Raw genomic sequence first — 12,212 nt, 5'->3', positions numbered from 1 at the left:
CCGGAGACATCCATGTATAAACTACTGGGTGCCGCACTGCTGTGCGGCGCGTTAACCGGCTGCGCCGGTATGAACTCAGATTTTGACTGTAACGCCACGGCCACCGATAAATGCCTGACCACTGCCGAAGCCAATAAGCTGGCCGCGCAGGGTAAGAGCATTGACGATATCGGTGCCGAAAAAGACGTAAAAAAGCCTGCGGGTGAAACCCTGCCGGCACTGCGTAACACAGCGCCGGTGGTCAGTGCTTCCCGCCCCGTTTCAGTCGCAGCAACCGGCACCACCCCGAAAACCATTGCACCGCGCCCGATTGTGGCGTCCCCGACGCCCTCTGTCAGCACACGCAGTTCACTGACTGGCCAGACGCTGTCACACCCCACAGTTCCGCAGTCTTATGTTTCTCCCGCCCGTTCCGTCAGCGATGCCGGGCGCGTGACCGCACAGCGCATCCCGGACGCCACACAGCGTCTGTGGATTGCGCCGTGGGTGGACACAGATGACAACTTCCATCAGCCGGCAGTCGTGGAGTTTGTGAAAAACAAAGCCCACTGGGATGAAGGCTTTCGCGTCATCGGGGAGGACGGGGAATGAAACATAACCCGGTGAAAAATCTGACTGTGGATATGGCATATCAGGAAGGCACGGCGTTTCTGCGTGATGCCGGACGGAATGTTGTGCTTGCCGGCGTGACCGGGCGGGGAAAACGGTGCCTGCTGGCGGATATGCCCGCCGGGAACGCGGTGTCCCGCAGGCTTCTCACTGACGACATGACGTCGTTCATGACGGGAGGGCAGGGGAATTAATGAAAACACAACGCAGAACCGGGGTGAAACGTGAACCCCGCAACTGGCAGGGAGGCTGCCGGTTCGCTGAAGAGACGCCTGACGCTGAACTGTCCGGCCTGCTGGAAGACACGCTGGGCCATCTGCGCAGCAACCTGCTTGAAAGCCATGTCACACAGGAAAACCTGCACTCACTGCGTCTGGAACTCATCGGTGATATTGCAGCCCGGCTGCAACCCCACGGGAGAATGAAATAATGTCTGAATTTCTCGACAGTCTTGTGAGTCTCCTTCAGAAAGGGGGCGAGAAAGACGGCGCCACCTCAGCCAGAGCAAACCTGCAGCAGGCCTGGGATTATCCTTCCCTGACGGCGGCGCTTCCCTGGCGTTATTACGATGACACCAACGACCTCTTTATCAACAACAGTACGGCCGGTTTTATTCTCGAGGCCGCGCCGCTGCCGGGAGCGAATGAACAGGTGGTGGCGGCACTGGATGACATGCTGCGCAAAAAGCTGCCCCGCAGGACGCCGGTCACCGTGATTATGGTGGCCAGCAAGTGTGTCGGCGAACGCATCGCAAGAGGGGTCAGTACCGATATGTGGAAAGGCCCGCTGGCCTCCCACCTTAACAGCATCACCCGCGCTTTCTGGGAAAAGTCGTCCCTTGAGGGAATGGCCAACCGCCGCGAGTACCCGCTCTTTCTTCGCAATTACCGGGTATTCATTGTCTTCGGGAAAAAAGGCCGGTTTACCACCCGGTTAATGGACGAACTCAAGCAGATACGTAATACCATCCGCGTTTCGCTGGAAGCCGCCCGCATTGATTCCATCAACACTTCCGCCAGTGATTTCCTGTCGCTGATGCGTGAGCTGGTCAATTACCGTTCCGCTCAGGTTATGCCCGCCAGTGCCAAATGGGACAGCGTGGAAGAGCTGAACCGGCAGGTCGTCGATCAGGGGATAGATATCAAGGTCCGGCCGTCCCATATCCGGCTGGAACTGCCGGAAAACGTTACGGAGGTGCCGGTCAGCTTTTCGCAGGAGCAGGTCTCAGGCACAAAACAGGTCCGCCTTCCCGCGTCTGCCTGCCGTCTGGTGAACATGCAGCTTACCAAAAGCCCCACCCGTTTTGCGCTCTGGCAGGGTGCCGATAATCTGCAAAATTTACGTTTCCCCGATCTGGGGATCCCGTGCCCCTTTATGCTGACCTGGACGGTTGAGCTGGAAGAGCAAACCAGAAGCCAGAGTGAAGCGCTGCGCAAGAACATGGATCTCGGTAAAAAAGCGAATTCCGCTTACGCCATGCTGTTTCCCGGCGTCAAAAAACAGGCCGAAGAATGGCGACAAATGCAGATGGAACTGGGTACCAACGAAGTGGCGTTATGCCGGTTTTATTTCAATCTGACGCTGTTCACACCAGATAACGATCAGGACGCTCTCTCCTGCGAACTGGCCGCCATCAACGTGTTTCGTAAAAATGAACTGGAGCTCACTACCATCCAGTATCAGCAGATGCGTAACTGGCTGGCCGCGATGCCCTTCATGATGCAGGAAGGTCTCTGGGCCGATTTGAACACGACCGGCGCCACGCTGCGCGCCAAAAGCTGGAACGCCACCAACCTGATGCCGGTGGTCGGGGAACGCAACCTTTCCCGACGCGGGATGCCGCTGCCCACCTACCGCAACCAGGTCGCCTTTTTTGACATGTTTGGTGAGGAGAACGGCAGCACCAACTTCAATATCGCCGTGACCGGCACATCCGGGGCAGGGAAATCGTTCTTTACCCAGGGGGTTCTGCGCGATGTGCTGAATGCGGAGGGCTTCGCCTGGGTCATCGACATGGGCGACAGCTACAAAAACTACTGTAAACAGGCCGGCGGCGTGTATCTCGACGGTGCAGAGCTGCGCTTTAACCCGTTTGCCAACGTGGTGGACAGCAAGGTATCGGGCGAAAACATTATGCGACTGCTGACTGTGCTGGCCAGTCCCCAGGAGCCGCTCGATGCCGTGTGTGAAGCCATTCTCCTGAAAGCGGTGGTCTGGGCGTTTGAACAGAAAGCACAGAAGGCCCGCATTGACGATGTCCACGCCTATCTTACCAGTGCGGAAGTGAACAGCGCGTTCGAGGACAAACCCACCATCATTTCCCGACTGGCCGAGCTGGCACTGTTGCTGGAGCCTTACTGTACGTGGGGACCTTACGGGGAATACTTCAACGCCGACGAGCCAACACTGAATGGCGAAACCCGCTTTGCGGTGCTGGAGTTGCTCAGCCTCGAAAACAAACCGAAGCTGCTCAGCGCCATCCTGTTTTCGCTCATTCTGGCGATTCAGGAAAAGATGTACCACAGCCCGCGTAATCTCAAAAAAGTGGCCATCATCGATGAGGCGTGGCGTCTGCTCAGTGGCTCCAACCCGCATGCCGCGAAGTTCATCGAAACCGGATACCGCACCGTGCGTCGTCACCGTGGCGGCTTTATCACCATCACGCAGGGGATTAAGGACTTTACCGCCAGTAAGGAAGCGGAAGCCGCATGGAACAACAGTTCCACCAAAATTACGCTTCTGCAGGACGCCAAAGCCTTCAAACAGTACCTGACGGAATACCCCGATCAGTTCTCTGAGATTGAAAAAGAAGTCATCAAATACTTCCAGCCCGCGCTGGATACGGGCTTCAGTTCGCTGCTGATCACGGCAGGGGAGCGCAGTTCATTCCATCGCCTTTTTGTCGACCCGGTGACGCGGGCCATGTTCAGTTCACGCGGGGAGGACTTTGCTTTCATGCAGGAGGAGCAGAAGAAAGGAGCCAGTTCAGAAGAAGCCGCTTACCGGCTTGCCATGATGAAATACGGGCCGGAGCTTGCGGCGCTTGAAGAATGGGTGAAATCAGCATGAGTGAACACAACGAAAAACCCGCAGACGGGGGTGTGGTACAGGAAGGCGTGTCTCAGCCCGGCTGGCTGGCGTCGGTCCGCTGGCGGTTAGTGGTCGGTATGCTGGTCTCGCAGATGATCATGACCGGTATCGGCTGGCTTGTCATTAAAGCCGGCATACCGGAGGTGGTGACCTTCGATATGAAGGGCACCTGGGACATTTTTATGCAGCAGTCTGCGCAGCAGAAACTGGATGAGGAAAAGGCGAAAGCACTTGTTACACGGTTCAACCGGGCCATGAGCGACAGCCTGGCCGACTGGCAGAAGAAGCATAACGTCATCATTCTGGTGCAGCCCGCTGTTGTCAGCGCGCAGCAGGACATTTCCAGTGATATCCGCAATGACATTGCGGTGCGGATGCAGGAGGGCAAATGACGCATACCCGCAGACTGGTGGCAGTGCTCATCCTGACACTGTCCGCCAGTGCAGGGGCGAAAGACCTCGGCACGTGGGGGAATCTCTTTGAGCCGGCAGAGCAGGATATGCTGGTTTTTATCCGGAACCGCCTGAAATCAATGGAGCAGAGTGGCGAACTGGATACGCTCAAAAAAGAGGCCATTGAACGCGTTAAACGTAACGCCGTCCGGCCACCCCCGGTGGCGGGACTGACCCCCGCCAGTAAGTACCGCACCTTCAGCTTTGACCCCACCTTTACCGTCAACGAAACCATCACCGATATGAAGGGCAACATCATTGCCCGCAAGGGTGACAAGGTTAATCCGCTCGATCGGGTGCCCTACAGCCAGACGCTGTACTTCATCAACGGCGACAACCGCGACGAAGTGGCATGGATGAAAAAGCAGTTGCCTGGTGCGGGGGATTTCAAAGTCATCCTGGTGAAGGGAAATATCAGGGAGACCAGCGATGCACTTGATGAGCGCATTTATTTCGATCAGGCCGGGGTGCTGACAACGAAGTTTGGTTTTGAACACACGCCGGTGCGTATCACCCGCGATAACCGGGTGCTGAAAGTAGAAGAAATTCCAGTAAACGGAGCCAGCAAATGACAGCAGCAACGATGAATAAAAAACATGAAGTAATGAGTACACGGCCCCAGTGGGTCAGCGGGGAACGCCTGAAAGCGGTTTACCCGGAACTGGACAGTTGGGCAAACCCACTGATCACGAAAGCGTTTGTCGGCTGGCAGCGCGCCACCGGGGTGACCGTTGATGAACCCCAGAAACGTGATGAGCGTTTTCCGGACTTTTTGCTGACGGTGATGCTCGATAAACAGAAGGAGAGTTGCCGGTGAATAAAATAATAATCGCTACAGCCGTGTGGCTTCTGGTTTTTGGGGTAAGCGCGCAGTTTATCGAGGAGCCTCTGGTCAGCCGGTTAGCGTTATTTAACGACGTTGTGATAATTCTGGTCGCCATTGCCCTCCACGGGTCTCTGAAACGCAGGCGTGAGGAAAAGGTGGAATGGAAAAACGGCATGCCGGTTGATGAACGACCGGACGAAAAACTGACTGATATCAGTACCGCGATGTACCTGTGGCAGCAGAGCGGCATCATGAACACATATATGATGCTCGAAAACCTCAGCAAAGCCCTTAACCGCGCCGGATATGACCTGACGCGAGATTGGTCGCATGGTCATTTATTACCTGATATCGGTTGTATTCGCCCGCATTTGCGTAAACAGATTGCCGCCGACCTCGTGAGGGCGAAAGAGCTGTACTGGGCACCGGAACAGTCACCGGAAGTACTGGATGATGTGGTCCGGCTCAGCGAGAAATCAGGCTTTGGTGAAAAAATGCTGGAGGATTTACTGGAAAATCTGGGTAAGCGGGGCTGGCGACTGCGGCAGGTCAGAACGGATCACGAGTTGAATGCATACCCCCTGCAGCAAATTGTGGTGAAAGTGACCGGTAAATATGACGCCAGAAAGGGGGACTTCATTCAGTGCCTCGAACATCTGGCCACGACCATCAGTGTGGATATTCCTTCTGATAACGTCAGCATCCCCGACAAGGATGGCCAATTCTCCACACCGGAAATGCGTACAGCAGTTCACTATTCGGTAACAAGAACGCGGTGCGATTCTCCTCCTGGCTTTTTTACCGAAAGCTTCCAGATGTCGCCACCTCCGGCGCTTACCGGGGTGATGAAAGCATTCAATGCAAGTCTGGAAAACCATATTGTGGTGCTGCTGCAGTGCACCCGAAACTGCATCCCCGACATGCTGCCGTTGCTGCTTGAACGGGTCGCCAGACAACTGACGGAGGGCCGGAACGAGGGCGTGCTGGACGATGACGACACCGGCTATGCCTTCGCCTGTCAGGGCAGGTGTTTCGACTGACCGATCACATCTATGCAAGGTTGCCCTATGCAAAAAGACCAGAACGGGGCGGAAATGAAGATTATCTCGTCTGTCAGGCACAACGCCATGACCGATGCCTGTCTGAACGACATTCTGAGAGAAAACCCGCTCTACAACACGTCCGCTGTTGTCCGGGGTGCCATCCTGGCACTGCACCGGCTGGATAAAGAAACGCGCGCGCAGCTCATCATTGAAGCCGCCAGCCACTGAGTCCTGTTCCCTTTAACGCCCTCCCGCCAGCCGGTGGCCGTGGCATTCTCCTTTCCGAGGCAAAATATGAAACATCCTGAGTCTGTCGGGCCGCTGCCGGTCGTCCGTACCCATGACGGTTACTGGTGCCACCCTGCGCTTGACCGCTTCTACGCGGGACGCGATTACATTCAGCCAGCTGAATACGACGGCTGGCTGGCGGAAAACGGTCTGGAAGACTGTCTGGTTTACCTGGAGGACGACGAGGGTTCTCCCGCCGCGACTGAATACGCAGAGACGGCATCCTTTGCCTGCTGGCAGCCGCCGGTTCCGGACGGTGCGGGCTGGTTTGCCGGCGCGATTTTTGACGGTGAAGATTATGGTCCCGTCTGCATCTGGCTGCGCCGCCGGGAGGTGCCATGCGACGTCAGTTGAGCGCGGTGTTCTTCCTGCTGGGGCTGGCATTTGCCGGCGTTCTGTTACCTTCCTCACCGGCAGGTGCCAGTGATGCCGGTGAAGGGCGCTGGGTGAATCCCATCTCGGATGTCTGCTGGAAATGCCTGTTTCCCATGACCCTCGGCAGTATCAAACTTGCCTCCGGGCCGCAGCCGGACACCAGTAATCCTTCAAGTCCCATCCAGATTTGCCCGGTGGGTGTGCTTTACCGCATCGGACTGGCCATTGGTTTCTGGGAGCCTATGGCCATGACGGATGTAACCCGTGAACCCGGTGTGATGGTAAACATGGGCGGGTTTAAAATCGACCTCGGTCGGACCGGCACCGGTACGGCCGGACAGAGTGACAGGCCGGCAGCCGGCACGTTCTACCATGTCCACTGGTACAAATATCCCCTGATATGGTGGCTCAATATCATCACCAGTCTGGGGTGTCTGCAGACCGGGGATATGGACATTGCCTACCTGTCAGAGGTGGATCCGCTGTGGAATGACTCCACGCTCTCAATGCTGATCAACCCGGAAGCTGCCCTGTTCGGCAACCTGATTGCCCAGGGGGCATGCGCAGCAGACTCTGCCGCCGCTTCAGCCGGTCTGCCGCTGTCGCCGCTCTTCTGGTGCGCCGGTGCGCAGGGCTCTGTGTACCCGCTGACAGGCTATACCTCCGGCGAGTTCTCACCGCTGGAATCCTCCCTGCTGGTCACTGAGCGCATGGCTTTCAAGATGCACCGCGAGGGACTGGTCTGGAATTCCATCGGCGCAGACAATGCGGTCTGTAACCAGTATCCGTCGCCCATCATCCCCAAAGAGCGATGGCGGTATCAGATGGTGAACATGCAGCCTGAAGCGTCGAACTGTCACCCCTTCGGGGCCAGTACGCAGCTCTGGGGAACGTCCCATAACCCGCCATCATCAAAGAAAAATTTCGGTTATCTCCTCTGGCGTAAACGTAACTGCGTCTTTCTCTGAGGTCTGCCATGAAAAACTCTCTTATCCGGGCGCTGCTTGCCGGCAGCCTGGCTTTTAGCATGTCTGTCACTGCCAGCGAGCAGGCGAATGTTTCCACCCGCGACCGGGTGTGGATGAAACAACAGCAGGACGACCTGCAGGCGTTCAAAGACACCCTGTCCGCGCAGTCCTACACCCTGCCACAGGCGCAACAGGATATGATTTCCCGCCTGCAGCAGGGGATCGCGGCCGGGCAACCGGGGGCTGAGCAGAAAACCTTTCCGGCCATTTACTTTGTCAGTCTGGGTATCCCCCACGAAGGGCTGCTGCCGATGCTGAAAGACGCAAACCGTTTCAGTATCCCGGCAACCATCCGGGGACTGCTGAATAATGATTTCCGCGCGACCGCTGCGGCGATGTTCAGCCTCTCGAAAGAGGACAAAAATACCGGTGTACAGATAGACCCGACGCTGTTCAGTGATTATCACATCACAGCCGTGCCGGCGCTGGTTGTCACCTGTGCCGGCCACTATGACGTGATTCGCGGGAGTCTTCCGCTGCAGCAGGCACTGGAAAAAGTGGCTGAAAAGGGTGACTGCGCCACAACAGCACGTCATTTACTGGAGGCCGCACGATGAAATACCCCATTGTGCTTCTCGCGCTGCTGGTCTCTGGTCTTGTGCGGGCGGATGCGAACAGCGATGCCTTTAATGCCGGGGCGAGTTTCGGTAAGGGCAGTTCGTCACAGGGGACTTCCTCCCTGAAAAATCCCGATACCGTCACGGGCAGTATACCGGGCTACACCACAAACCCGCCTGAAAAAGACTACTACGGTGGCGTGTCCGGGGGCGACGGTGGTCTGAGCAATAAAGGGCAACAGGCCTTACAGAACAGCGGTGCCGGGCAGGCCGTTATCGATGCGGGCACAAAAAATCCGTTACCGGTCATTGATCCCAAAGCGCCTTATATCACCGCAGGCAAGAATGCGGAACAGAACAGCGACACACTCGTTGATGGCACCGGGAATGCGCAGCAGTGTCAGAGCACCACTGTCACGAAGTCAGTGTTCGATAAATACACCTGCGACCGGGACGCCTGGGTGGAGCAAAGCTGCAGCAGGACAGCCAGTATTGAAGTGGAGGGCAGCAGCACCTTTGAAGATCAGACGCTGGTCTGGCAACTGGATACCATGCCCATGACGCAAATCAACGGCAACAATGTTGTCACCATTGTTCCGCCGGTAAGCGGGGACATTATCCAGGCGTTTTATTCTTTCAAAAACTATGGCATCAATCAGGATCGCTGGAATATGACGGTCAACGTGCTGGGCAACGCGTTTCCCTGGAAATCTAACCGGACCCAGCCAGAAACTGCCTTCACGCCGGTGCCTGCAACGCTGACGGCCGGTGTCGGGTTTACGTCAAGCCATGACCATTCCCTCAGGGAAGGGTCCGGTCGCCTTACCTTCAAAAAACATGTGCCTTTCACTCTGCGGCTGGTTATCAGGACCAAAAAATCCACGGCGGTACCCAAAGTAGTCTGGAAGGAAGCCTGTGGGTTCGACAAGAACAGTGCCGTTGCAGTCTCCAGCGTGTGTTCCGTTGCAGGGGGGTATCGTCCTGTCACCGTAGATGGCGTTACGCAACAGGTGTGGAGTGACTGCTGGGAATACACCGACCAGTACCTGCAGAAATCGGGTTCCAACGGAACCTGTGAAACGCTCATGAATAATCCGGCATGTACAATGACCGGAACACAGTGCCAGACCGCTTCTCAGGGCTACTGTGAACATGAAGTGGTGAATTATGAATGCCAGCGAAACTTCTCATCAGGCGGTGTGGTGTGCGGTGGCCAGTATTTCTGTCGGAGCGGGGACTGCAGCGACACTGACGGAGCTGGTGACAGCGGTTTCGATACGGCAGTGGCCAAACTGGCTGGCCTCGCTTCAGCGGCGGCTGATGTAACGAATGACCAGATCAATGTGAAAGCATTCACTGGCCGGGCGATGAGCTGCCGCAAGGCACTGGCCGGTTTCTCCAACTGTTGCAAGGACAGTGGCTGGGGACAGGACACAGGGCTGTCAGCCTGTAATGATGACGAGCTGGCGCTGGGCAAAGCCAAAGCCAAAAAAATCACCGTTTCTGTGGGCGATCGCTGCGACCATCAGGTGCTGGGCGTCTGCGTCCAGAAAAGCCAGGTGTACTGCGTGTTTGACGGCAAACTGGCGCGTATCATTCAGGAACAGGGCCGGCGCGACCAGCTGGGGATCGGCTTTGGCAGCGGTGACAGCCCCAACTGCAGCGGTATCACGGTGCCACAGCTGCAGGGCATCAACTTCGATTTAATCAACTTCGCCGACTTCTACTCTGACCTGATCAATAACCAGAAAATACCGGACTCCGGTGTGATGGTGCAGCAAATCAAAGACCGGATCGCCGCCCAGGTGCAACAGCAACAAAGCAGCGGAGGGGCAAAATGATAAAACGGCTCCTCCCTCTGCTGATGATGGTGCTGGCGCTGCCGGCAACCGGCGAGGAAATCATAGCGCCGGCACCGCCGTTTACCGGCTGGTCCTGGTACAACGAACCGAAAACGCCCCCGAAACCGGCACCTGTGCCCCCGCATGAGCAGCCTGAAAAACCGGAGATTCCGGACTTCAGCAAAATGTCAGCGGTCGAGCAGGCAAAGGTTCTCCAGGCTTACACACGGGAGGCGCTTAACCGCGCCATCCTGTACCCGACGCGGGAAAACACGGCGACATACCTGAAGTGGCAGAAGTTCTGGACCGACCGCAGCTCGATGTTCAGTCAGTCCTTTGCCGCTGCGCAGTTGACGCACCCGGAACTGGACTACAACCTGGAATATCCGCACTACAACAGCATGGCGCCGCTGGTTCAGACCCGCGACCAGCAACAGCGGCAGCAGGCCATTGCCAATCTGGGGCAGCAGTACGGCCTGTTTTACTTCTACCGGGGAAGTGACCCGATTGACACGCAGATGGCCGGGGTGGTGGCCGATTTTGCGAAAGCCAACCATCTGTCGCTGATCCCGGTCTCGGTTGACGGGCAGGTGGCACCTTCGCTGCCGGACTCCCGCCCGGACAGTGGCCAGACTCAGTCGATGCGGATCACGCATTTCCCGGCGCTGTTCCTCGTTGACCCGCGTAACCGTGATTACCAGCCGCTGGTCTACGGATTCATGACGCAGGATGACCTGGCCAAACGCTTCCTGAACGTTTCAACCGGCTTCAAACCTAATTTCTGAGGTTCTCCATGAATACCATCATTACCGGGCGCACCCTGCGCTCGCTTCGCCGTGCCGTCTGGTTCAGTTTTGTCACCGCGCCTGCACTGGCGCTCTTTTGCCTGTTTATTTTCCTGACCTTCAATAACTCACTCGCGGGCACGTTTCTGGAAGAGGCCCGTGGTCTGGTTGCCGGCACACCTGCAGACAAAGTGCGGGTGTGCGTGCCACCTCGTAACGCGGAAGGAGAGGGGCATATTCCGCCGCCTGTCCTGACGCCCCCCTGTGAGCCGGTACTGACGGATGCCGCCGACTGGCAACGGTCAACCGACAGCAGTATCCGGTATGCCTACAAATTGCTGGTCATTCTGGGCGCGTTCACGTGGTGGTTCTGCAACGGTATGGCCGGGTTTAAAGACACCGGGCACTGGCTGAAGGGGCGGGCAATGAAAATTAACGCTGTCCGGCGGGCAGTTCAGGGCGTGCATGGCAAACAGAATAAGGAATGAAATGATGAAATCATTATCTGAAATCGTTGCGTTTTTTGCGGTCGGGATGGTGCTGAAAATGCTCAGCGAAATCATTGCGGTGTACCCGAACGTCGCGCAGCTGCTGGTCCTCTGGGTGGCGTACTTTTTGCTGGCTCTCTCTGCAGGGCTGCTTGCCTTTAACCGGTTCTGCTACTGGCGTCACCGGCACAACACAAACCCGGAGGTGCCCCGTGACCAGTAAAGTCCTTGTGTCGCTGTTACTTCTGTTCCCCCTGCTGGCCAGTGCCGGCGCGCGGGAAGAAATCGCCGCCATCGATGCGGCCAAATCCACGCAATCACAGCCTGGTACCGGCACGGTGAAACAGCCCGCCACGGCAGCACCAGTGATGATGCAACTGCCGGACGGGCGGCGGGCCGATATGGCGGATTATGCCGTGGTGGTCTTCATGCAGTCCCACTGCCAGTACAGTGCCAGATTTGACCCCGACCTGAAGCGCTGGGCGGATGAGCATCGTATCCGCGTGTACCCCTACACCCTGGACGGTGGCGGAGATGCGTCATTCCCGGTGCCGCTGATACCGCGTAAAACCGACCCGGCCTCGCCGCTGGCGGATGAAATCATGACGTTCTTTGGCAACGGTCTGCCGATCGCCACGCCGACCGCCTTTATGGTGAATGTCCACACCCTGAAGGCGTATCCGCTGACGCAGGGGGTGATGGATATCACCACACTGGAAAACCGCTACGCCAGCCTGATTCAGGCAGATATGGATCAGGTCGACCCCCGTTCACTTCCTCCCATGCCGGCGAACGCACAGGTTACGCCGCAGTAATACAGACGGACTACA

At 57.0% G+C, this 12,212-nt stretch carries 17 protein-coding genes; all 17 read left to right on the top strand.

Features of this window, described 5'->3' with window-relative positions; all coding sequences use genetic code 11:
• The first annotated feature begins 12 nt into the window (after positions 1-12).
• The 17 genes from traV (at position 13) to trbB (ending at position 12,197) form a co-directional block, all read left to right on the top strand.
• Positions 13-591, top strand: coding sequence for a type IV conjugative transfer system lipoprotein TraV (gene traV, locus H650_RS23990; RefSeq protein ID WP_016495598.1), 579 nt, complete (start codon positions 13-15; stop codon positions 589-591).
• Positions 588-803, top strand: a complete 216-nt coding sequence (locus H650_RS23985; protein ID WP_016495597.1) for a hypothetical protein — start codon at positions 588-590, stop codon at positions 801-803. The genes traV and H650_RS23985 overlap by 4 nt, the downstream gene beginning before the upstream one ends.
• The gene (locus H650_RS23980; protein WP_016495596.1) at positions 803-1,039 is read left to right on the top strand and encodes a hypothetical protein; all 237 of its coding nucleotides are present in this window, start codon (positions 803-805) and stop codon (positions 1,037-1,039) included. The genes H650_RS23985 and H650_RS23980 overlap by 1 nt, the downstream gene beginning before the upstream one ends.
• Positions 1,039-3,678, top strand: coding sequence for a type IV secretion system protein TraC (traC, locus tag H650_RS23975; RefSeq protein ID WP_016495595.1), 2,640 nt, complete (start codon positions 1,039-1,041; stop codon positions 3,676-3,678). The genes H650_RS23980 and traC overlap by 1 nt, the downstream gene beginning before the upstream one ends.
• Positions 3,675-4,091, top strand: a complete 417-nt coding sequence (trbI, locus tag H650_RS23970) for a type-F conjugative transfer system protein TrbI (protein WP_044489876.1) — start codon at positions 3,675-3,677, stop codon at positions 4,089-4,091. The genes traC and trbI overlap by 4 nt, the downstream gene beginning before the upstream one ends.
• On the top strand, positions 4,088-4,723 hold the full coding sequence (gene traW / locus H650_RS23965) for a type-F conjugative transfer system protein TraW (RefSeq protein WP_016495593.1): 636 nt from the start codon (positions 4,088-4,090) through the stop codon (positions 4,721-4,723). Before trbI ends, traW begins: the two co-directional genes overlap by 4 nt.
• A 32-nt stretch (positions 4,724-4,755) precedes the next feature.
• Positions 4,756-4,968, top strand: coding sequence for a hypothetical protein (locus H650_RS23960; RefSeq protein WP_189660125.1), 213 nt, complete (start codon positions 4,756-4,758; stop codon positions 4,966-4,968).
• Positions 4,965-6,017, top strand: coding sequence for a hypothetical protein (locus H650_RS23955; RefSeq protein ID WP_016495591.1), 1,053 nt, complete (start codon positions 4,965-4,967; stop codon positions 6,015-6,017). The genes H650_RS23960 and H650_RS23955 overlap by 4 nt, the downstream gene beginning before the upstream one ends.
• 27 nt (positions 6,018-6,044) lie before the next feature.
• Positions 6,045-6,248 (top strand): hypothetical protein, encoded by a 204-nt coding sequence (locus H650_RS23950; RefSeq protein WP_016495590.1) that lies wholly within the window; start codon positions 6,045-6,047, stop codon positions 6,246-6,248.
• A 66-nt stretch (positions 6,249-6,314) separates the two neighbouring features.
• Positions 6,315-6,662 (top strand): hypothetical protein, encoded by a 348-nt coding sequence (locus H650_RS23945; RefSeq protein WP_016495589.1) that lies wholly within the window; start codon positions 6,315-6,317, stop codon positions 6,660-6,662.
• On the top strand, positions 6,647-7,651 hold the full coding sequence (gene traU / locus H650_RS23940; RefSeq protein ID WP_016495588.1) for a conjugal transfer pilus assembly protein TraU: 1,005 nt from the start codon (positions 6,647-6,649) through the stop codon (positions 7,649-7,651). Before H650_RS23945 ends, traU begins: the two co-directional genes overlap by 16 nt.
• A gap of 8 nt (positions 7,652-7,659) precedes the next feature.
• A complete protein-coding gene (gene trbC / locus H650_RS23935) occupies positions 7,660-8,268 on the top strand; it encodes a type-F conjugative transfer system pilin assembly protein TrbC (protein ID WP_016495587.1) in 609 nt (202 codons plus the stop codon).
• Positions 8,265-10,109 carry a type-F conjugative transfer system mating-pair stabilization protein TraN gene (traN, locus tag H650_RS23930; RefSeq protein WP_016495586.1) on the top strand — a complete coding sequence of 615 codons (1,845 nt, stop codon included), beginning with the start codon at positions 8,265-8,267 and terminating at the stop codon, positions 10,107-10,109. Before trbC ends, traN begins: the two co-directional genes overlap by 4 nt.
• The gene (traF, locus tag H650_RS23925) at positions 10,106-10,894 is read left to right on the top strand and encodes a type-F conjugative transfer system pilin assembly protein TraF (protein ID WP_016495585.1); all 789 of its coding nucleotides are present in this window, start codon (positions 10,106-10,108) and stop codon (positions 10,892-10,894) included. The genes traN and traF overlap by 4 nt, the downstream gene beginning before the upstream one ends.
• 8 nt (positions 10,895-10,902) lie before the next feature.
• Complete coding sequence (locus H650_RS23920) at positions 10,903-11,382, top strand: hypothetical protein (RefSeq protein ID WP_016495584.1); 480 nt, start codon at positions 10,903-10,905, stop codon at positions 11,380-11,382.
• A gap of 1 nt (position 11,383) precedes the next feature.
• Positions 11,384-11,605 (top strand): hypothetical protein, encoded by a 222-nt coding sequence (locus H650_RS23915; RefSeq protein ID WP_044489862.1) that lies wholly within the window; start codon positions 11,384-11,386, stop codon positions 11,603-11,605.
• Positions 11,595-12,197 carry an F-type conjugal transfer protein TrbB gene (trbB, locus tag H650_RS23910; RefSeq protein WP_016495582.1) on the top strand — a complete coding sequence of 201 codons (603 nt, stop codon included), beginning with the start codon at positions 11,595-11,597 and terminating at the stop codon, positions 12,195-12,197. Before H650_RS23915 ends, trbB begins: the two co-directional genes overlap by 11 nt.
• Positions 12,198-12,212: the final 15 nt, after the last annotated feature.

This window comes from Enterobacter sp. R4-368 (genome assembly GCF_000410515.1).
In the GTDB taxonomy this organism is placed as follows: domain Bacteria; phylum Pseudomonadota; class Gammaproteobacteria; order Enterobacterales; family Enterobacteriaceae; genus Kosakonia.
This window is presented reverse-complemented; position numbering and strand designations above follow the sequence as displayed.